Here is a 21,265-nt window from a genome sequence, read left to right as displayed (position 1 = left end):
CAGCGATTGTGAGGCCTGGGTTTTCCATTTTATAAAACAGGGGAAATGCATTTGAAACGGCAGTCCGGAGGAGAACAGAATGAAATTGCACGAAGGCGAAATAGGTAAGACATATATTGTCTACAGCGTAATGGTGGATGACACGATTACGAGGCGGCTGGAGGCCCTCGGCGTCAACGAGATGACGCCGGTAACCCTGATGAATAAAAAAGGCAGTGGGACCGTGATTATAAAGGTAAGGGGTACCCGTCTGGCGTTAGGGCGCAGAATATCAGAGGGAATTGAGATCAGGGAGGCCGCAGACCATGAGTGATGAAAATAGGGTAATTAACGTAGGCTTCGTCGGAAATCCGAACTGTGGTAAGACAACGCTGTTCAACGCCTTCACAGGAGCAAAATTAAAGGTGGCAAACTGGCCCGGAGTTACGGTGGAGCGGGTGGAAGGTGAAACCAGCTATAAAGGACAGCCGATCCGTGTCATTGATACACCAGGAATCTACAGCCTGACTTCCTATACCATCGAGGAGAAAGTCACAAGAAAATGCATCGAGGATGGGGAAGTCGACGTCATCATCAATGTAGTGGATGCCTCTTCACTGGAACGAAATCTTTACCTGACCCTTCAGCTCCTGGAACTGAAGAAACCGGTAATCCTCGCTTTGAATATGATGGATATCGTGGAGGACCGCGGGATGGAAATCGATCTGCACCGCCTTCCTGAGATGCTGGGTTCCATTCCTGTCGTACCGGTATCGGCCAGAAAGCGTACCGGCCTGGATGTGCTGATGCACGCCGTGGTTCATCACTACGAGGAAGGTCCCCAGGGCACGGTAGTGGGGTATACCCCCCGGATCGAAAACAAGATTTCCAAGGTGGAGACGGTGCTTAAGGCCCACTATGGGGAGATGGACAATTTACGGTGGCATGCCATCAAGTTTATGGAATACGATGAGACCGTATGGAATGATCATCCGGTAGATTTAAATAACATTATTGACCATAATTACGAGAAAGAGATTATTAATCAGAAATACGATTACATAGAAGAGATCATAAAGGAGTGTCTGGTCAACAAGGAATCAAAGGCCGCATCGACCGATAAGATTGACGCGTTTTTAACGCATCCAATCTGGGGAATTCCTATTTTCTTAGGGATCATGGCAATGGTATTCTTCCTGACGTTCACGGTCGGTGATTTCTTAAAGGGATTTTTTGAAGTCGGTCTCGACTGGCTCTCGGGCAGTACGCTGTATTTCCTTCAGAATATTCACGCTTCGGAATGGATCACGTCCCTGGTTGTGGATGGCATTGTGGCCGGTGTCGGCGGAATTCTGACGTTTCTGCCGAATATTTTTATCCTGTTTCTGGCCCTGGCCTTTCTGGAGGACAGCGGTTATATGGCCAGAGTTGCCTATGTCATGAATGAGACGATGGGGCGGGTAGGGCTTTCCGGCAAGGCATTTTTACCCATGCTGTTAGGCTTTGGCTGTACCGTGCCTGCCGTCATGGCGGCCAGGGCTCTGCCAAGTGAAAAGGACAGAAGAAGAACCATTCTGATCACACCGTTTATGTCGTGTTCAGCCAGACTGCCTATTTATGTTCTGTTTGCGGATATGTTTTTTCCGCGGCATGCGTTGATCGTGGCCTATTCCCTGTATCTGATCGGACTCGCTGTAGCCATAGCGGTGGCCCATGTGACGCACCGGATGTCAAAGGGCGGGGAAGAGGATACCCTGTTGATTGAGCTTCCCGAGTATAAGACGCCGAATATGCGCACGGTGGCCATCTATGTGTGGGATAAGGTAAAGGATTACTTGAGCAAGGCGGGAACCACCATATTCCTGGCTTCCATTGTCCTGTGGTTTGTGTTAAACAGCGGACCATCCGGATTTGTGGAGGATGTTTCCAACAGCTTTGCCGCTATGATCGGGCGGGTTCTGGTGCCTGTTCTGAATCCTGCCGGCCTTGGGGACTGGAGAATCGCGGTGGCGCTGATATCAGGCCTGTCGGCTAAGGAGGTCGTGGTATCCAGCTTCTCCGTTTTGTTTGGAATTGGAAACATCAATTCGGCCGGAGGCATGAACCAGCTCTCCGGAGTTCTGTCCTCCATTGGTTTTAGCGGGGTCAATGCTTATGCGCTGATGATTTTCTGCCTGCTGTATTCTCCGTGTATCGCTGCGGTGGCAACCATACGAAAAGAGACCGGTTCTACAAGATGGACTCTGGGAATGGTTCTGTTTCAGATATTGACCGCATGGGGAGCCGCGGTGCTTGTGTTCCAGATTGGAAGCTTACTCTTTTAATTTCAATAAAAATAGTTTGTAACGCCCGAACGGTAAAGTTGTTCGGGCGTTTTTCTATACAGGTATGAAAATGAAATTAGGATTTAATCAGGAACTGGACATGACAGGATGCCGGATTAAAGCAGCGAGTAACCTTTCTTTAACTGTTCCAGCAGTGCGGTGAAAAGGGACGGAAACTGGTCCGTTTCATCACCGTTTCCACTCAGATAACGGATGATGACGGTGGATATCTCCTCAATATAATCGGCACATCTGTGGAAACAATCCGCTGCTTCAATCCAGCCTGCCTGCGGCCGTACCATACCGCTTTCCTCCGACCGCACCATACCGCCTTCCTCCGATTGTACCATTCCGTTTTCTTCCAACCATTCCGTTCCGATTTCGACAAGCATTTGGGCCATTTTGTCGAATGTTCCCCGGTAACGTATTTCATCCGGCTCCGCGATTCCCTTCAGCGCATTAGGAACTGTGGGAACGGTACCAAAAAATGTGACCATATTCAGCAGGATTTTGTCATACTCTTCTTTTGTCAGCTGTTTTTTCCAGTCGGGAAGCTCGCGGATCATCTTTTCAAGGCCTTTGTATCCCAGGAATGAAGCGGGAGGATTCAGAAAATGCTCCTTTTGAAGCGCCAGAGCTTCGGAGGCAATCTGGTTCTTGCTCCTTTTTTCCGTCATTCTGACCGTACAGATCGTATTTTCACTGCTTAATCCTGGATAACTGCAGTTCATGCTGTTTTTCAGTTCGTCATATCCCAGGGTAAGAAGCTGCGTCCGGCCGCAGTCATAGAGGCAGATGAGGCGCTGATCGTCGTCGTATCCTGTCATCAGTACGTAATGAAAGGGAATGTGCTCCTTCTGGTAAAGCTTTGGATAATAGGAGAGATAGTACATATCGAGAGCCCCCAATACAACGGGATGACCTGCGTCGATTTCCTCTTTCGCCTTTTTCAGCGCCCGTTCAAAGGTGCTGTAGGAATGGTGTGCGTAGGTGAACCCTGCGATCGGCGCCAGAAATGCATACATGTGTTTTGTCCGGCCGTCGCCGAGGGCTACCATGCGTTTCAAGTCTGATTTGTCTGTTTTTCGGTAGCAGAAGGAGCCAAAGCCGGAGAGCAGAAAGAAAAATCCATCCGGGAGAGATTCTCCTGTTTCGTTCATATAGAGATCTTCGATTCCATTCCACATGCATTCATAGTCGTGGGAGTGGTGTTTCAGTTCAATGATTTGTTTCATAGTACACCTCGCTTTTCGTGATTATGTTTCTCGTGTTATCCTGATCTTAAACCATGACATTGTGATAGAGTCAAGAGGCTTTTGAGCATTTGTACGACCGGTTTATCTATTTTTAGACATATTTCTGTTTTTGTCTAAAAACCATCCAACTTAAATAAATTGTATAATTACAAAAAGGCAAAATGGTATTATTGTTAAGGTCGTAAAGATTTGAAAAGGGTGATGGCTGTGAAGACGAGAAAAATAAGAGAGAAAAAGCAGAAAAAGCGTTTTAGTATGGTTGATGTAATTGTACAGAAAGGCAGATGGATCGAGAAAATTTTTGCCATTGCGGTGATTCTTTCGGTGATATCTGCCTGTTTTGTGCATGTGAATTACGATTTGAGCGAATACCTGCCTGACTGGGCGCCTGCTAAGGAAGGCTTAAACCGGATGGAAGAGGAGTTCGGCTATCCGGGAACCGCCCGTGTGATGGTGGGGCCGGTGACGCTGTATGAAGCCAAGGCCTATAAGGACCGGATTGCGGAGATTGACGGCGTGGACATGGTTATGTGGGCGGATACGACGACAGATGTGTACAACGCCAATATCTTTATTAACTACGACGATATCCAGGATTACTATAAAGATGGCTATGCGGTGATGGATATCATTTTTGAGGAAGGCGATTCCAGCAGTTTGACGAAATCTGCCATCAATGAAATGCAGACCCTCACAGGAGACAAGGGCTATTTCATGGGCTCCGCAGTACAGAATAAGTCTTTAAATGAGACGCTGATGCGGGAAATCAGCATTGCCATGGCTCTCGGTGTGGTGATGATCGCGGTTATTTTATGCCTCACGACCACTTCGTGGTTTGAGCCGGTCATGTTTTTGATGGTCATGGGAATTGCCATTATCATCAATATGGGAACGAATCTGATTCTGGGGACCATATCATTTCTGACCTTCAGCGTGGCCTCGATTCTGCAGCTGGCCGTCGCCATGGATTACTCGGTGTTCCTGCTCGACATGTTTACAAAGGAGCGGGCCAAAGGAAATGATCCCGTTACCGCCATTACCAACGCAATACATAAGTCACTGCCCTCTATTCTTGCAAGCGGCGCCACCACCATTATCGGGTTCGTCGTACTGATGCTGATGCGTTTCAGTATTGGTAAAGACCTGGGATTCGTTCTGGCGAAGGGAATCGTGGTCAGTCTGATTACCGTGCTGTTTCTGATGCCGTCGCTCCTGCTTCGCTGGGGAGACCGGATTAAACGGACGGAGCATAAGTCCTTTATGCCTTCCTTCCATGGTCTGGGACAGGTGGTCTACAGAGTGCGGTATGTGGTTCTGGGAGTTGTGCTTCTATTTGTGGTTCCCGCATTTACAGCCCAGAATATGAACTCATTTACGTTTGGAAACAGCGCTCTCGGGTCCAGCCCCGGAACGAAGGTGTATGAGGATGAGCAGCAGATCAACGGGCGCTTCGGCAAGAGCAATCTGATTCTGGCCGTGGTTCCGAACACCAGCATGGTGAAAGAGAAGGATTTGACGGATGCGCTGGATGATCTGTATTACGTAAAATCGGTGACTTCCCTGGCAGGCACCATTCCGGAGGGAATACCGGAAAAAATCATTCCAAAGAGCGCAACGAGCCTGCTGCACACAGACAACTACAGCCGAATTATGATCTATGTAAAGACTTCGGATGAGAGCGATTTTGCTTTCCAGTGTGCCAATGAGATCACGTCCATTGTACGGAGCTATTATCCGGAGGACTCCTATATAACGGGAGTGATCCCTTCCACGCAGGATATCAAATCAATTATTACGGCGGACTACAATTTCGTCAACCTGTTGTCAATTCTCGGCGTGGGGTTGGTGGTTCTGATATCATTTAAATCGCTGATAATCCCGATTGTCGTCCTGATTCCTATCGAGGTGGCAGTCTTCTTCAACATGGCGGTTCCGTATTTTACAGGAGAAAGTATGCTGTATATGGGATATATTATCGTCAGCTGCCTGCAGTTGGGGGCTACGGTGGATTACTCGATTCTGATGACGAATAATTATATGGATGCGAGAAGAACGTATCCCGAAAAGGCACGGGCGATCAAGCATACAGTATCGCGAAGCGCCCTTTCCATACTAACATCGGGGACGATTCTGACAATTGCGGGGTACGGCCTGTATTTCGTTTCCTCGGTGGCTGCAATCGGCGGTCTGGGTCATCTGATCGGACGCGGGGCATTGATCAGCGTCCTGATGGTACTGTTCCTGCTTCCCGTGCTCCTTACCATGGCGGATCCGCTGCTGATGAAGGAAGAAGCTAAGAAAATTAAGATAGAGGAAACGCGCCATGCGGTGAAGCAGAAAAAACGGGATTTGAAGAAACAGATGAAGCAAAAAACGGTGCAGATGATGCCGGGGCAGCCAAAGAAGAAAATGGAAGCGGAGCAGATGGGGCCGGTGAAGCAAGATAAGAAAATAGAAGTGGTTCAGCCGTCAAAGAATATTGAGGATGAGGTGAAGGAAAATGAGAAATAGAAGAAAAATCAGATATAAAATTACCGCCGCCGCATTGATCAGCTCGATGCTCGGCATGTCCATGGCGGGCAGCGCCCTTGCGGGACTGCCCGCTGTTGCTACGGATGAGGCGCTGTATGTGAATCTGGATTATTACGGAAATCAGGTGGACAGCAGTGTAGTGAAGGGAGTTTCCTTAAACGGCCTTCGAACATTTACGGATTATGGAAATTATACAGATGTAACGAATATGTCCAATTACGCGGAACCAGTGATCAGCGGGGATGGAGTCACCTGGCAGCTGCCGGAGGACTCAAAGGAACGGTTTTACTACGAGTGCCAGCTGAACAACGACGAGGTGATTCTCCCATGGAATTTTGACGTGTCCTATAAATTAAATGGTATTCCAAAGGAAGCAAAGGAACTGGTCCATGCCAATGGACTGGTGGAAATGGATGTACACTGCATTCCCAATGAGAATGCAAAGGAGTACTACCGCAACAACATGCTTCTTCAGGTGGCGACCATGGTTAATATGGAAGATGTAAACGCTGTGGAGGCGCCAGGCTCTCAAACACAGGCATTAGGAACGTATAAGGTTGTGATTTTTGCCGCTGTCCCAGGGGAAGAGAAGACCTTTCACATCGGGATCAGCACGACGAATTTCGAGTCGATGGGCCTGATCATGATGATGATTCCCGGAACGCTGGACCAGATGAGCGAGATTACCGATATCAAAGAGGTAAAGGACACGGTAGGGGATTCCACCGATAAGCTGCTGGATGGTATGAATGAAATTCTGGATACCTTGGACCGGATCAGCGGCGGCATGAATGTGGCACAGGCGGGTCTGGAGGATTTGCAGAAGGCGAGAGCGGGGCTGGACGCGTCGAAGGACGAAATCATAGCCAACGCGGATAACAGCCTGGACAGTCTGGAAGCTGTCAATGAAAAAATCAGCCAGCTGGCTCCGGATATTAATACGAATAAGCAGTCCCTGGATGAAATCAACACGAGAATCAACGCCATCGTGAAGACCCTGAGAAGCTCCGGCAATGACTTCTTTGATCTGGCAGGAAAACTCAGTGATCTGGAGGACTCTCTGGGGGATTTGCGGGATGATTTGAATAATTCCAACAGGGACGAGATTCTGGATCATCTGCAGATTGTAGACGATCAGCTGGAACAGATCAATGAAGTACTTCAGAATATCATACAGACGGCCGGAGGTATCCCTGCAGAACTGGATGAGGAAGATCTGGCGGAGCAGCAGGAGACGCTGAGCGATTTGCTGGAGGAGACGTACGGAATTTTGGATGACATGGAGTCCGTTGTCGGCTCCGATGCCGTGGACCGCCTGCGCAGCCAGCTGGATGCGATTAACGGAAACGGCCTGGGAGACGCGGCCAGCCTTTCGAAGCTGGCGGCAGCGGCCAGGGCGCTTCTCCCTGTGGTTAATGGTCTTCAGGGCATGGTGAGCGATCTGGAGCGCACACTGTCTGGAATCCGCCTGGACGACGGCCTTGAGAGCGGCCAGGATGCGGCAGGGGAGATCAGCTCCATCATGGGCCGTATCGAGACTTTGATCGGAGATGTCAATGATTTAAACAGGACCATCAATGAAGATAAAGCCGGTTTTGACCTGATGCTTGATGACATGGCCGCCTCCCTCGATCAGATGAGTTCCGGCACGAGCCAGGTGATCGCGCTCTTGAGAAGTGTGCAGAACACGGCCAGGACCAACCGGAGCGCGGTGGAAAACGGTACGAAGCAGACCCTTGACGGCCTGATTGATATTCTGGAAAAGGCTGCGGATACCAAGGGCACCAGCGACAAATTAAAGGATGCCAACGAGGACTTGAGAGCCAGTGTAAAGGATGAGCTGGATAAGATCGAGGATGACACGAATCTGCTGGAAATGGACCCGTCTCAGTCCATGATTTCCTTCACCTCGGATAAGAATCCGTCTCCGGCCAGCATTCAGATTATTCTGCGCACAGAGGAGATCAGCGAAGACGATGTGAATACGAACGCGGTTGATATCGAACCGGTTCCGCAGAATGTCGGGCTGTGGCAGAGAATTGTAAATGTGTTTGTGAAGATATGGGATACGGTAACAGGATTTTTTACTGGAAAATAGTAACAGATACTCATGGTAGGCCGGATCTTTAATGGGTATCCGGTCCTGGCCTCCGGCAGAATCCAGGTTCTCTTTTCTGTTCATGCTTTTGCAGGCTGGGTACCAATACCGTAATATGGAATACGTACACGATTTCTGAAATTGGTTTTTCCGTTCACATTCCTTCCGATGTAACAACAAATGCATTTGATGGAAATACAGAGACGTTTGATATTACAGCTTCTAACCTGTTAATTAGTTTTTATTTTGAGAAAATACCTGAGAATCTAAATCCGGAAACCTTTGTAGCGTATTTTGAATTGGGCTTTTCCGAGAGTATGAAAGATGAGTTGACTTATGTCGACAAGTTTGAAGTACAATCTGAGAAAAATAACTGTCTCAAAAATTTAAAAATCAAAAGAAAAGTTTGCTGCTGCAGCAGCAAAAACATGGCAGTAAAAAAGCCTTATTTTAAGCAAGAGAAATCAAAACCGCTTAAAATAAGGCTTTCATTAGGAATGCACCTGATAGGAATCGAACCTACGCACGCAGCTCCGGAGGCCACTGCTCTATCCACTGAGCTACAGATGCATCTTTCATATTCTACTATATTTTCTTATGAATTGCAAGACTATTTTTATTGATTTTTATATCATAGTTTGTTAGAATAAAACGGAGATTGAATCTCCAGGAGGTTAAGGCCCATATGAAGGACTTGTTAGAAAACTTAAAAAAACGTCTTGCAGATGAAGAAACCATCCGATATTTAAAGTTTATGGTGATTCCGCTTGTTGTGATTATCCTGATTATTATTATCGTTGTGGCGGACAGGCCGCAGGGGGAAGAGGGAGAATCGACGGAAGATGTATCACAGATCGAAATCGGGACGGCGGAAGCGACAGAAGAGAAGACAGGGGATACGGAGGATACCGCATATCATCTGGAAGAGGCAGGGGAAGAGATCCGCAGCCTGATGGAGGCTTATTTTAAGGCGAGAAGGACCTGCGATATCAATGGTCTTGCAGAGGTATACGGAGACAGCGCTTCACCGGAGGAGCTGAGAGAAGAAGGCCTTCGTATGGAGGAAGAAGTAAAATACTATCAGAGTTATAACGATATTGCCTGCTACAGCGTGAACGGCCCTGAGGAAAATACCCTGGTGGTCTATACCAGGTTTCAGATCAAGTTCCGTCAGTCGGATACCATGGCACCGAGCCTGTTTGCCTGCTTTGTGAAGCGGGGAGCGGACGGAAGCTGGCATATGATGGCGGAAGTCACTCCAGAGGATGGGGCGTACATGGCTAAAGTAAACGAGTCGGAGGCCGTGCAGAGTATGGCGGAAGAAGTCAATGTCGGCCTGCGCGCCGCACTGGAAACGGATTCCAACCTTCTGGCTGTCTATCAGGCACTGATGAGCGGTGAAGAGGCAGAAGGCGTTGGGGAAAACGGTGAGAGCAGAGAAACCGGAGAAACCGGAGAATCCGTTCAGAGCGAAGGCGCCGACGGCGGAGACGAAGGAGAAGCTTCCGAAAATGAAGTGACGGTAAACGGAGACGAAATGTCCGGAAACGAATGACAAAACATACATAACAACAGATGCTTCTCTGCGTAGCACCGTGCAGGGAAGCATTTTGAGATTAAGGAGAAGAGACATGAATGTAAAAGATTTTGATTTCGAGCTGCCGCAGGAGCTGATTGCGCAGGACCCACTGGAGGACCGTTCGTCTTCCAGGCTTCTGGTTCTCGATAAAAAGACGGGAGAAATCGAACACCGGACGTTCCGGGATATCCTCTCTTATTTGAGGAAGGGGGATTGCCTTGTCATCAACGACACGAAAGTCATCCCGGCCAGACTGTTCGGCGTGAAGGAAGGAACCGAGGCGAAGATCGAGATCCTGCTCTTAAAAAGACGGGAGAATGACATCTGGGAGACGCTGGTGAAGCCTGGAAAAAAGGCGAAGATCGGCACGGTGATTACCTTTGGCGACGGGCTGCTGACGGGTACGGTGGTGGATATTATAGAGGAAGGAAACCGGCTGATACAGTTTTCCTACGAGGGGATTTTCGAGGAGATTCTCGACAGGCTGGGCCAGATGCCGCTTCCGCCGTATATCACTCACCAGCTTAAGGACCAGACCCGCTATCAGACCGTTTACGCAAAGCATGAGGGCTCGGCAGCAGCCCCCACGGCGGGACTCCACTTCACAAAGGAGCTGCTGGCAGAGATCGAGGCTATGGGAGTCGCGATCGCCCATGTAACGCTTCATGTAGGGCTCGGCACATTCCGGCCGGTCAAAGTGGATGAGATCGAGGAGCACCACATGCATTCCGAATTCTATATTGTGGACGAGGCGGAAGCGAAGAAGGTGAACGATGCGAAGAAGAACGGAGGACGGATCGTCTGCGTAGGAACCACCAGCTGCCGTACCGTCGAGTCTGCTTCCACGGACGACGGTGTGCTGAAGGCGGGGAGCGGCTGGACGGAGATCTTTATCTATCCGGGATACCGTTTTAAGACGCTGGACTGTCTGATAACCAATTTCCATCTTCCGGAATCCACACTCGTCATGCTGGTTTCGGCTCTGGCAGGCAGGGAGCACGTGTTGAACGCATATGAGGAAGCCATCAGAGAGCGCTATCGTTTCTTTAGTTTTGGAGACGCCATGTTTATCACCGATCTTCACGAGAAAGCGGTTCCCGATGGCGGAGAGCAGAACGGTGATGGAGATCAGGTCGGTGATGGAGATCAGGTCGGTAACGAGGCCGGAGAAAGGACGGAAAAATGAAATCAGCAGAAGATCTGAGACAATTTCTCCGCTCCGTTGACCGGAAGGAATATCCCGCCTACAAGGGAGCAAAGGGTGTTTACCAGTTTCCGGACTTTACCTTAAGCATCGACCATGTGCAGGGCGACCCGTTTGCGTCGCCATCCAGGGTCAGCATCCGGGTGGAGGGAAAGAAAGCATGTTTTCCGGCAGAGTCCTATCACCTGAGTCATAAGCGGGTGGCGCTGCAGGACCTGCTGCTTCGTAAATTCGCCGCCAGGGTGGAACGGTACAATTTTAAGGCGAGAGGTTCGGGAAAGAGCGGTTTGATCGCAGTCAGCCGGTGCGGCCAGGAGATTCTGGAGAGAACCGCGTGTGTGGCAGATCCGAAGGATGGAGGCATTTTGATCCGCATAGAAGTCGGATTTCCGGCGAACGGAAGGACAATCAATTCCGGGGAACTGATTAAGATTCTGTTTGAATTTCTGCCGGAGTGCGTGGCGGGCACGTGTTTTTACAAAACCTATCCGGCCGCAGAGAAGGAGAAGGTGAAAAAAGTCTCTGAACTGGCGGAGGACCAGGAGGAAGCGAGACGGCTGCTTTCTGCCATGGGACTCGTAGCGTTTGTGGCGAACGGATCCATTTTGCCGAGGGAATCCGGGGTATCGGACCGGCCGATGGCGAAGGCGGTTCCATTTACGTCCCCATCTTCGATGGAAGTGGTGATGAAGCTTCCTTATGCAGGGGCGATTAAGGGGATGGGTATCCCCTGCGGTGTGACTCTGATCGTGGGCGGAGGCTACCACGGTAAATCCACGCTTCTCTCTGCCCTCGAGTCGGGCGTGTACAATCATATCGCCGGAGATGGCAGGGAGTACGTCGTCACGGAGGCGTCGGCGGTGAAGCTGCGCGCAGAGGATGGACGGAGTGTTAAAAACGTGGATATCTCACTGTTCATAAAGAATCTCCCGGATCTAAGGGATACGAAACGGTTCTGCACCGAGGACGCCAGCGGAAGTACGTCTCAGGCGGCCGGTGTGGTGGAAGCGATGGAGAGCGGAGCAAAGACATTTCTGGTGGACGAGGATACCAGCGCGACCAATTTCATGATACGGGACGAGCTGATGCAGATGGTGGTGCACCGGGATCAGGAACCGATCACTCCATTTGTGGAGCGGGTCCGGGCGCTTTATGACGAGCAGGGAATCTCCACGATTCTGGTAGCCGGAAGCTCGGGCGCCTATTTCCATGTGGCGGACCGTGTCATACAGATGGACTGCTATGTGCCGAAGGAAGTGACCAAAGAGGCGAAGGAGGCCGCTGCCGGGTTCGGAGAAGGCGTCCAGTCGCTTAAATTAACGCCGGTTTCCTTTGAACGGGTACCGAAGAAGTTTAAGACCGGAGGCAGGGACGAACGGTTTAAGATGAAGGTTCTGGGCCGTGACAGCCTGCAGTTTGACCGGGATGTGGTGGAGCTTCGTTTTGTGGAACAGATTGCGGATACGGAGCAGATCGCGGCTCTGGGATATCTGTTAAAATATGCGGGAACGCATTTCATAGATGGCAGGCGGAATCTGATTCAGATCGTGGACCTGCTGGAAAAGAAGGTTGCGGCGGAAGGCCTTGCGGCACTGGCGGACGACGGATATCTGCCGGTCAATTTATGTATGCCGAGGCGTCAGGAGATATTTGCCTGTATCAATCGCTGCCGCAGTCTGATGTTTTAGGGAACAGGCGGTTAGCTGGATTAGCAAAGGGGTCAGTCATGGAAGAAAAAAAACATCTGGTTGGGGGGATTTCCAGAAAGACGCTGGAACGCCTTCCTGTGTATCATCATTACCTGGAGCGCAGAGATTCTGAGGGACTTGTCAATATCTCCGCACCGGTGATTGCGCTGGATCTGCAGCTGAATGAGGTTCAGGTCCGAAAGGATATCGCTATGGTGGCGCGTTCGGCGGGGAAGCCGAAGACGGGGTACGTAGTTAAGGATTTGATTGATGACATTGAGGAATTTCTGGGGTACCATAATACGAATCAGGCCGTCCTGGTGGGCGCGGGTTCCCTTGGAAAGGCGCTTTTATCGTACCGCGGGTTTGAGCAGTATGGCGTGGAGATCGTCATGGCTTTTGACGGAGACGCCAAAAAGGCAGAGCAGAAGGTCGGGGAAAAGATGATTCTTCCCATGGAGAAACTGGAAAATCTCTGCCGGAGAATGAATATCCATATTGGCATTATCACAGTTCCGGCGGACTCCGCGCAGGAGGTGTGTGACAGGCTGGTGGACGGAGGTGTGAGAGCCATCTGGAATTTCGCGCCGATTCATCTGAACGTACCGGATCATGTGCTGGTTCAGAATGAGAATATGGCCGTGTCTCTGGCAGCACTGTCAAAATATCTCTACGAAACGGATAAGGATGCAGCGAGGGGGAATGGTGTTTGAATACTGTATTGCTGCAATATGCCGTGGAGGTTGAAAAAACCGGATCCATCACTCAGGCGGCCGGAAATCTCTACATGGACCAGCCGAATTTGAGCAAGGCCATAAAGACGCTGGAGGAAAGCCTGGGAGCACCCATTTTCAAGCGGACGTCCAAGGGGGTCGTTCCTACGGCCAGAGGCAGGATCTTTCTGGAATATGCGAGAAATGTACTGGCTCAGTTAGAGGAGATGGAGGCGCTTTATAAGCCTGCGAAGACAGGCGGTGTGGAGTTCGCCCTGTCCATGCCCCGGGCCAGCTATATCAGCTATGCGTTTTCCATGTTTGTGAGGCGGATTGACCGGAAGGAAGGCATGAATCTGTGGCTTCGGGAGACGAATTCCGCCGACACTCTGCGTGATGTGGACCGTGGGGAGTATAAGCTGGGGATCATCCGATATAAGCCTTCAGCAGAGGCATATTACACCAAGCAGGCCGCGGAATGCGGGCTGAAGACGGAGCTTCTGCTGGAATACGATGAACGCCTCCTGATGTCGCAGGCCCATCCCCTGGCCTTAGCCGGCCACATAGAGCCAGGCGATCTGCTGCCCTACATCGAGATCACCCATGGAGACGGCAGCACTTCCGGCCATCGGGAATTTAAGGCCGCGGACAGCCCGCCGGCCAACAGGATCTATATCTTCGAGAGGGGAACCCAGATGGGGCTTCTCCATGAGAACAGCGACACCTATATGTGGGTATCCCCCATGCCGCCGTCTGTCTTAAGGCAGCACGGACTGACCGAGAAGCCGTGTGCAGACGGAAATCACCGGTACCGCGATGTCCTCGTCTACAGAAATGGTTATAAGATGGGGAAATGGGAACGGCTGTTTCTGGAAGAGCTGGAGCAGGTAAAGGCAGGCCTGATGGGTGAATTTTAATCAGTATCTATATATCGATATTTATATACTGATATATGGGAATTTACATTTGTATTTTTTCCTCCCTGAGTCTACAATAAGATCAGCATAAAAATATGGCGAGGAGGATTTTACTATGGCAAGATTCACATTACCAAGAGATCTGTATCATGGAAAAGGAGCCCTTGAAGAGCTTAAGAATTTAAAGGGAAATAAGGCAATCGTGGTAGTAGGCGGCGGCTCTATGAAGCGTTTTGGCTTTCTCGATAGAGTAATCGACTATTTAAAAGAAGCCGGCCTGGAAGTGAAATTATTTGAAGGTGTGGAACCGGATCCCAGCGTGGATACCGTTATGAAGGGCGCTGAGATGATGCGTGAGTTCGGTCCGGACTGGATCGTGGCGATCGGCGGAGGTTCTCCGATTGATGCGGCCAAGGCGATGTGGGCATTCTATGAATATCCGGATACCACATTCGAAGATCTGTGCATTCCGTTTAACTTCCCGACACTCCGTACAAAAGCAAGATTCTGTGCGATTCCGTCAACCTCCGGTACTGCTACTGAGGTAACGGCATTCAGCGTAATTACGGATTACGACAAGGGTATCAAATATCCGCTGGCTGATTTCAACATCACTCCGGACGTAGCGATTGTTGATCCGGATCTGGCTGAGACGATGCCGGCCAAGCTGACCGCGTTTACCGGTATGGATGCCATGACACACGCTATCGAAGCGTATGTGTCCACGCTCCACTGTGATTATACCGATCCGCTGGCGCTTCATGCCATCAAGATGATACATAACGATTTAATCGATTCCTATAATGGAGACATGGCTGCCCGTGACCGCATGCATAATGCACAATGTCTGGCAGGAATGGCATTCTCCAACGCGCTTCTGGGCATTGTTCATTCCATGGCCCATAAGACGGGCGCCGCATATTCCGGCGGCCATATCGTACATGGATGTGCCAATGCCATGTACCTTCCTAAAGTAATCAAGTTTAACGCGAAAGAACCGGAAGCAGCAAAGCGTTACGCTGAGATTGCACGTTTCATTGACCTCAAGGGTTCCACCGATGAGGAGCTTGTGGATGCGCTGATCACAGAACTCCGAGGGATGAATGAGAAGCTGAATATTCCAACCTGCATCAAAGAGTACGAAGGCGGAATCATCGACGAGACAGAATTCAATGAAAAATTACCGTCAGTAGCAGAGCTGGCAGTCGGTGATGCATGCACCGGGTCCAATCCGAGACCGATTACACCGGCCGAAATGGAGAAGCTGTTAACCTGTTGTTACTATGATAAAGAAGTTGATTTTTAACCTTTTATTCCCGTGAGCAACGAGCCAAACGGACACGCTGGCGCGTCCATTTGGCGACTGCCGCGAGGGTCACCCCCCCGCTGTTCACAGCGAGGGGTTGACTTAGCAATGCAATGTGTGCCGGGGGCGCAGGATCGTATGGTCCTGCGCCTCTGGTGCGTGAACTGAAACCGAAAAAGCTGTTTGACACCGTTTTTTATCTGTGTTATGGTATCAGGGAATCAAAAAAGAAGGGACAGGACGGAACGGATGAAAAAAGAGGATGCAGTGCTGGTGGTCAGCTTCGGAACCAGTTATAATGACAGCCGTAAGAAGACCATCGAGGAGATCGAGAAGACGATTGCCGGACATTTTCATGGTTACGAGTTCCACCGGGCGTTTACCAGCCGGGTGATTATTAATATTTTAAAGAAACGGGATTCCATTTCGATCGACGGAGTGTCGGAGGCAATGGAAAGACTTTTAAATCAGGGCATAAAAAGGGTTCTGGTCCAGCCCACCCATGTCATGAGCGGCGAGGAATTCGACGCTATGATGGAGGAGATGAGTCCCTATGAGGCTTCCTTTGAGGCAGTGGCCGTAGGCGCCCCGCTGCTCACTTCGAATGAGGACTATGAGCGGCTCGTCCGCATTCTGGCAGAGGATACGAAGGAATTTGACCAGGAGGGAACGGAGATCATTCTCATGGGCCATGGGACAGAACATGCGGCGAATGAGGTCTATGTGCGTCTTGCCGCGGAATTTAAGAAACAGGGATACGGCCGGTACCATGTCGGGACTGTGGAGGCGACGCCCTCGCTGGAAGATATGAAGCGCGAGGCGGATCAGACAGGTGCGCGCCGGGTGGTGCTTCAGCCGCTGATGATCGTGGCGGGAGACCATGCCAATAACGATATGGCAGGCGACGAAGAGGACTCCTGGAAGAGTGTATTTAAGGCGGACGGATACGAGGTGGTGTGCCGGCTGAAGGGGCTGGGAGAGCTGGAAGGGATTCGCAGAATGATTGTTGATCACGCGAAAATGGCGGTGCGGTCCTTGACTTTGAAATAGCGCTTTGCTAGAATGACACTATTCGTTATATAAGGAAAAGGACAGGTTATATGCAAAAAAGAAAGAGAATGGCGGCTGCCGCGGTTTGTCTTGCGGCTGCCGCTTCCATCTGGCTGCTGTCGGGATGCGCCAGAAAGATCGAACCAATTACAAAGTCCAGTTTTATGCTGAATACGTTTGTAACCGTGACTCTGTATGATACAGATGATCCGGATATCTTAAACGGCAGCCTGGAACTGTGCCGTTCCTATGAGAATATATTCAGCAGAACCATCGAGGGAAGCGAGATTTACAAGCTGAACCACCGTTCTGCGGATGAGCAGACCGTGACCGTCTCAGACGATGTGACGGCTCTGCTGGAAAAGGGAATTCATTACAGTGAAGTCTCGGATGGGGATTTTGATATTACCGTCGAGCCCCTCAGTTCCCTGTGGAATTTTTCGTCGGATGAACATATAGTTCCTTCGGATAGCGAGATCAGGGAAGCCAGGGACAAGGTGAACTGGAAGAATCTGGAGCTGGCTGGGAATACCCTTACGTTCGGCTCGCCGGATACGGCCATTGATTTGGGGGCTATAGCCAAGGGCTATATTGCGGACCGCATGAAAGACTATCTCGTTGGGAAGGGTGTGAAGAGTGCCGTGATCAATTTGGGCGGCAATGTGCTCTGTATCGGGAAAAGGCCCGATGGAACGCCGTTTAAGGTCGGCCTTCAGAAACCTTATGCAGACCGGAATGAGACGATTGCGACGCTGAACATCGACGGAATGTCAGTCGTTTCCTCCGGTGTCTATGAACGCCATTTTGAAAAGGATGGGGTGAATTACCACCATATATTAAATCCCAGAGACGGATATCCGTATCAGAACGGACTTATATCGGTTACCATCATCTCCGATCTGTCCGTGGATGGGGACGGCCTTTCCACGACCTGCTTTTCCATGGGACTGGAGAAGGGAAAGGACCTGCTCGATTCCATCGACGGCGCCTACGGCGTGTTTATCACCGACGACTATGAGATTGTATATTCGGAGGGAGCGAAGCAGTTCCTGGATAAAGAATCTTAAGGATTCCTTTATTCATGGGGATTTGCTTTACATTTTTCCGGCACTATACTACAATAGAAGAAATGTAATTTTGACAGGAGCAGTGTTATGATTAAAAAAATATGGGACAAGGTTATGAATCGAGAGGTCATTTCTTATCTGATCTTCGGGGTGCTGACCACACTGGTGAACTGGGTGGTCTATGCGGCCATGGTAAAGGTTCATATCGATTACCGCATAGCGACAGCGGTGGCATGGGCTGTATCTGTCTTGTTTGCGTTTATTGTGAATAAGATTTTCGTATTTCAGAGCTATAATATGCGCCCGGCCTTTGTTATGAAGGAGATCACGTCGTTTGTGGCGTGCAGAGCCGTGTCGGGTGTGATGGAGATGGTCTTTATGATTGTCATGGTATCATGGATTCATATGGACGAGTATATCAGCAAGATTGCAGTTTCTGTGATTGTTGTAATTGTAAACTACGTATTCAGTAAACTTTTTATATTCAGGAAGAGCGAAGAAAAATCCCTGTGAAAGGTTGGCCGAAGTACGGCCAGGTAACTGCATATGGAACGCGATGACGAGATTGAAAAGATTTCTAAAGAACTAGAGGACATACTAAGAATGACATCAGAGAAAAAACGGAGCAGTGGGGAAACTGAGACGGAGAAGAAAAATTTGATACCTTCGGAGAATGAGACGGACGAAAAAGAACCGTCCGCTTCCCTGGAGGATTTTTCACTTATACTGGATCTGGGCGAGGGCTATACGGTGTCGTCGGATTCTGTCGAGGAGGCGTCTGACCTTGAACATGGGGAAGCGGAAGTGAAGGCCGATGACAGCCTGGATTCCTTTGACCTGCTGGGCGGTCAGACGGCGGCAGAAGGGGATTACGAGGATTCTCTGGAACTTTTTCTGGAACCCGTGGAAGAGGAAGAATACGAATACGATGAAGACGCAGAATTTCCGGATCGGGAAGATACCGGGTATGCAGCCCGTGATGAGGGCCTGTATCCGGATCCGGAAAATCAGGTCCGTGGTGACAGTACCCGGAAACGGAGACGGGACGGCAGAGAGAGCATCAGCCTGATACGGCCATCGGATGGACTTGTGGCTGCATTTTTTGTGCCGATTATTATTATGATCATTATCTTTGCCCAGCGCGGAATCTTTCCGTTTGGGGAGGAGAGCTTCTTAAGAACGGATATGTACCACCAGTATGCGCCGTTCTTCTCCGAGTTTCAGCACAAGCTGACCCATGGCGGCAGCTTCCTGTACAGCTGGGATGTGGGAATGGGCGTGAATTTCGCAGCCCTCTACGCCTACTATCTGGCCAGCCCCTTAAACTGGCTTCTGGTGCTCTGTCCCAAGGCGTATATCATCGAATTCATGACCTATATGATCGTGTTCAAGATCGGTCTCAGCGGGTTAAGCTTCGCCTACTATCTGCGGAAGCACTGCAGAACCTCGGATTTCGGTATCGCATTTTTCGGCATTTTTTATGCGCTTTCCGGTTATATGGCAGCTTACAGCTGGAATATCATGTGGCTGGACTGCATCCTTTTGTTCCCTCTGATCATGCTGGGGCTGGAGCGCCTCGTACGGGAAAAGAAATGTTTTCTCTATTGCATTACTCTGGGGTTATCTATTCTGTCAAACTATTACATATCCATTATGATATGTATTTTCATGGTGCTGTACTTCATCGCCCTGCTTGTGATGGATGGAAAGAAATCGTGGAAGGACTACATGGTAAATATCAGTTCCTTCACGGTGTTCTCCCTTCTGGCAGGCGGTCTGGCCGCGGCAGTGCTCCTTCCGGAGATCTACGCGCTGCAGATGACTGCGTCCGGAGATTTTAACTTTCCGAAGACGGTGACCTCCTATTTTCCGATCTTTGACATGCTGGCGAGACACTTGCCGGATGTGGAGACGGAGATCGGACTGGATCACTGGCCGAATATCTACTGCGGCGTGGCGGTCCTTATGCTGTTTTTGCTGTATCTTGTAAACCGGAAGATCAAACGGCGGGAAAAAGTGGTGTACTGCGGTCTGCTGCTGTTCTTTTTTGCCAGCTTCTCGTTCAATGTACTTAACTTTATCTGGCACGGGTTCCATTATCCTAACAGCCTTCCGTGCCGCCAGTCCTTCATCTATATTTTTCTGGTGCTTCTGATGTGTTATGAGGCGTACAGCCATTTGAAGGAGACGCCGTGGAAGCATGTGGTGCTGGCGTTCTTTGCGGCAATCGTATTTGTGCTGATGGCTCAGAAGCTGATCACGGATGAAGCGTACCATTTTTCTGTGTTCTATGTGGCGATTCTATTCCTTTCCGCCTATACGGGGCTGATCTGTCTGTATCAGAAGGGGGCGAGCCGGAATCTCGTCATCCTGCTGGCGCTGGGCGTCGTTTCGGTGGAAGCGGCGGTCAATACGACGGTGACGAGCGTTACCACGACCAGCCGGACCAGCTACGTAAAGGATAATGACGCCAGCGTGAGGCTGACGGAAGGGATCAGCGATCCCTCCTTTTACCGGGTGGAAAAGGTCACCAGGAAGACGAAAAATGACGGCGCGTGGATGAATTTCCCGTCGGTTTCCCTGTTCTCGTCCACAGCCAACGCGGACTTATCAAAGTTCTTTAAAAAGCTGGGATGCGAGAGTTCCACCAACGCTTACAGCATTACCGGCAGCACGCCGCTGGTGGATTCGCTGTTTTCCGTAAAGTACGCGCTGTATTCAGAGACACCGGCTGATACCGGTCTCCTCACCCCGATGGAGGTGGAGGACCATACGTATCTCTACCGCAATGAATTTACGCTGCCGCTCGGAGTCATGGTCCCTTACGATCTTGAGGACAACTGGCAGTTAGACATCACCAACCCGGCGGATGTACAGAACGATCTTGCCGTGGTGCTGGGAGCCAGCCCTGTGCTGGAGGAGGTGCCGAGCGAGATCCTCGGAACCAGCTTTACCTTTACACCGGAGGTATCGGGCGATTATTACGTCTATGTGAGCAACAAGAAGGTGGAAAAGGTAAGCGCCCTGATGGGGGAAAATACGAAGAGCTTCGACAACATTAACCGCGGATACATGCTGGAGCTGGGATGGATTTCCGCAGGCGAGGAAGTGACGCTCCGCAACGATGACAACGAGCAGGATCTGGTGGCTATGGCCTATCGATTTATACCGGAAGGTCTGGAATCGGTATACAATGTGTTAAACAGAAATTCCATGGAGCTGACGAAGAAGACAGATACGGAAATCTCCGGAAGAATCGACGTTGAAAAGGCAGGTCTCCTCTATTTGAGCATTCCTTACGACAAGGGATGGTCTATATTGGTGGATGGAGAAGAGACGGAGCCGTATAAGCTGTTTGACACCTTCTTAAGCGTGCGGCTCACGGCCGGAACGCATATCGTGGAACTGCGCTATATGCCGCAGGGCTTAAAGACAGGTGGAATGATCACTGCGGGCAGCATCGCTGTGCTGCTTCTCATTGCAGGAATCACCGCAGGCCGCAGAAAGAAACCGGTCATGCGCAGAAGAATAAAATGCTAAGGAGAAATGAAA

General features: G+C 50.2%; 15 protein-coding genes and 1 tRNA gene. 14 read left to right on the top strand and 2 right to left on the bottom strand.

The window, feature by feature from the left end; all coding sequences use genetic code 11:
• The first annotated feature begins 79 nt into the window (after positions 1-79).
• Entirely contained in the window at positions 80-313 is a 234-nt protein-coding gene (locus M1L66_RS25295) for a FeoA family protein (RefSeq protein ID WP_002602399.1), read from the top strand.
• Positions 306-2,303: a ferrous iron transport protein B gene (feoB, locus tag M1L66_RS25290; protein ID WP_434688733.1), complete on the top strand. Its 1,998-nt coding sequence runs from the start codon at positions 306-308 to the stop codon at positions 2,301-2,303. The genes M1L66_RS25295 and feoB overlap by 8 nt, the downstream gene beginning before the upstream one ends.
• Positions 2,304-2,419: 116 nt before the next feature.
• Here the strand turns inward: feoB and M1L66_RS25285 are convergent, their stop codons facing one another.
• Positions 2,420-3,538, bottom strand: coding sequence for a BtrH N-terminal domain-containing protein (locus M1L66_RS25285; RefSeq protein ID WP_434688732.1), 1,119 nt, complete (start codon positions 3,536-3,538; stop codon positions 2,420-2,422).
• A 222-nt stretch (positions 3,539-3,760) separates the two neighbouring features.
• Between M1L66_RS25285 and M1L66_RS25280 the strand changes: the two genes are divergently transcribed.
• On the top strand, positions 3,761-6,070 hold the full coding sequence (locus M1L66_RS25280) for an efflux RND transporter permease subunit (protein WP_434694329.1): 2,310 nt from the start codon (positions 3,761-3,763) through the stop codon (positions 6,068-6,070).
• Complete coding sequence (locus M1L66_RS25275) at positions 6,060-8,189, top strand: hypothetical protein (protein ID WP_434688731.1); 2,130 nt, start codon at positions 6,060-6,062, stop codon at positions 8,187-8,189. The genes M1L66_RS25280 and M1L66_RS25275 overlap by 11 nt, the downstream gene beginning before the upstream one ends.
• A 498-nt stretch (positions 8,190-8,687) precedes the next feature.
• On the opposite strand, the gene M1L66_RS25270 is transcribed toward M1L66_RS25275, so the two are convergent.
• Positions 8,688-8,759, bottom strand: a tRNA-Arg gene (locus M1L66_RS25270).
• Positions 8,760-8,874: 115 nt separating this feature from the next.
• Between M1L66_RS25270 and M1L66_RS25265 the strand changes: the two genes are divergently transcribed.
• The 10 genes from M1L66_RS25265 (at position 8,875) to M1L66_RS25220 (ending at position 21,253) form a co-directional block, all read left to right on the top strand.
• A complete protein-coding gene (locus tag M1L66_RS25265) occupies positions 8,875-9,744 on the top strand; it encodes a hypothetical protein (protein ID WP_434688730.1) in 870 nt (289 codons plus the stop codon).
• 76 nt (positions 9,745-9,820) lie between these two features.
• A complete protein-coding gene (queA, locus tag M1L66_RS25260) occupies positions 9,821-10,954 on the top strand; it encodes a tRNA preQ1(34) S-adenosylmethionine ribosyltransferase-isomerase QueA (RefSeq protein WP_434688729.1) in 1,134 nt (377 codons plus the stop codon).
• Positions 10,951-12,660, top strand: coding sequence for an ABC-ATPase domain-containing protein (locus M1L66_RS25255; RefSeq protein WP_434688728.1), 1,710 nt, complete (start codon positions 10,951-10,953; stop codon positions 12,658-12,660). Before queA ends, M1L66_RS25255 begins: the two co-directional genes overlap by 4 nt.
• A gap of 38 nt (positions 12,661-12,698) precedes the next feature.
• Entirely contained in the window at positions 12,699-13,373 is a 675-nt protein-coding gene (locus tag M1L66_RS25250; protein WP_187023124.1) for a redox-sensing transcriptional repressor Rex, read from the top strand.
• Positions 13,370-14,290, top strand: coding sequence for a LysR family transcriptional regulator (locus tag M1L66_RS25245; RefSeq protein ID WP_187023125.1), 921 nt, complete (start codon positions 13,370-13,372; stop codon positions 14,288-14,290). The genes M1L66_RS25250 and M1L66_RS25245 overlap by 4 nt, the downstream gene beginning before the upstream one ends.
• Positions 14,291-14,405: 115 nt before the next feature.
• Positions 14,406-15,596, top strand: coding sequence for an iron-containing alcohol dehydrogenase (locus M1L66_RS25240; protein WP_434688727.1), 1,191 nt, complete (start codon positions 14,406-14,408; stop codon positions 15,594-15,596).
• A gap of 249 nt (positions 15,597-15,845) precedes the next feature.
• Positions 15,846-16,646 (top strand): sirohydrochlorin cobaltochelatase, encoded by an 801-nt coding sequence (locus M1L66_RS25235; RefSeq protein WP_187023127.1) that lies wholly within the window; start codon positions 15,846-15,848, stop codon positions 16,644-16,646.
• 68 nt (positions 16,647-16,714) lie between these two features.
• Complete coding sequence (locus M1L66_RS25230; RefSeq protein WP_434694327.1) at positions 16,715-17,713, top strand: FAD:protein FMN transferase; 999 nt, start codon at positions 16,715-16,717, stop codon at positions 17,711-17,713.
• An 87-nt stretch (positions 17,714-17,800) separates the two neighbouring features.
• A complete protein-coding gene (locus tag M1L66_RS25225) occupies positions 17,801-18,226 on the top strand; it encodes a GtrA family protein (RefSeq protein WP_002602416.1) in 426 nt (141 codons plus the stop codon).
• Positions 18,227-18,316: 90 nt separating this feature from the next.
• A complete protein-coding gene (locus M1L66_RS25220; protein WP_434688726.1) occupies positions 18,317-21,253 on the top strand; it encodes a YfhO family protein in 2,937 nt (978 codons plus the stop codon).
• Positions 21,254-21,265 lie beyond the last annotated feature (12 nt).

Origin of the sequence: Hungatella sp. SB206, assembly GCF_051132295.1 — a bacterium.
Classification (GTDB): Bacteria; Bacillota; Clostridia; order Lachnospirales; family Lachnospiraceae; genus Hungatella; species Hungatella effluvii.
Note: the sequence above shows the minus strand (reverse complement) of the source record. Positions and strands in the feature narration are given on the sequence as shown.

Coding starts and splice junctions, on each gene's coding strand:
- M1L66_RS25295 (WP_002602399.1), top strand. CDS start 80: ATGAAATTGCACGAAGGCGAAATAGGTAAGACATATATTGTCTACAGC.
- feoB (WP_434688733.1), top strand. CDS start 306: ATGAGTGATGAAAATAGGGTAATTAACGTAGGCTTCGTCGGAAATCCG.
- M1L66_RS25285 (WP_434688732.1), bottom strand. CDS start 3,538: ATGAAACAAATCATTGAACTGAAACACCACTCCCACGACTATGAATGC.
- M1L66_RS25280 (WP_434694329.1), top strand. CDS start 3,761: ATGGCTGTGAAGACGAGAAAAATAAGAGAGAAAAAGCAGAAAAAGCGT.
- M1L66_RS25275 (WP_434688731.1), top strand. CDS start 6,060: ATGAGAAATAGAAGAAAAATCAGATATAAAATTACCGCCGCCGCATTG.
- M1L66_RS25265 (WP_434688730.1), top strand. CDS start 8,875: ATGAAGGACTTGTTAGAAAACTTAAAAAAACGTCTTGCAGATGAAGAA.
- queA (WP_434688729.1), top strand. CDS start 9,821: ATGAATGTAAAAGATTTTGATTTCGAGCTGCCGCAGGAGCTGATTGCG.
- M1L66_RS25255 (WP_434688728.1), top strand. CDS start 10,951: ATGAAATCAGCAGAAGATCTGAGACAATTTCTCCGCTCCGTTGACCGG.
- M1L66_RS25250 (WP_187023124.1), top strand. CDS start 12,699: ATGGAAGAAAAAAAACATCTGGTTGGGGGGATTTCCAGAAAGACGCTG.
- M1L66_RS25240 (WP_434688727.1), top strand. CDS start 14,406: ATGGCAAGATTCACATTACCAAGAGATCTGTATCATGGAAAAGGAGCC.
- M1L66_RS25235 (WP_187023127.1), top strand. CDS start 15,846: ATGAAAAAAGAGGATGCAGTGCTGGTGGTCAGCTTCGGAACCAGTTAT.
- M1L66_RS25230 (WP_434694327.1), top strand. CDS start 16,715: ATGGCGGCTGCCGCGGTTTGTCTTGCGGCTGCCGCTTCCATCTGGCTG.
- M1L66_RS25225 (WP_002602416.1), top strand. CDS start 17,801: ATGATTAAAAAAATATGGGACAAGGTTATGAATCGAGAGGTCATTTCT.
- M1L66_RS25220 (WP_434688726.1), top strand. CDS start 18,317: ATGACATCAGAGAAAAAACGGAGCAGTGGGGAAACTGAGACGGAGAAG.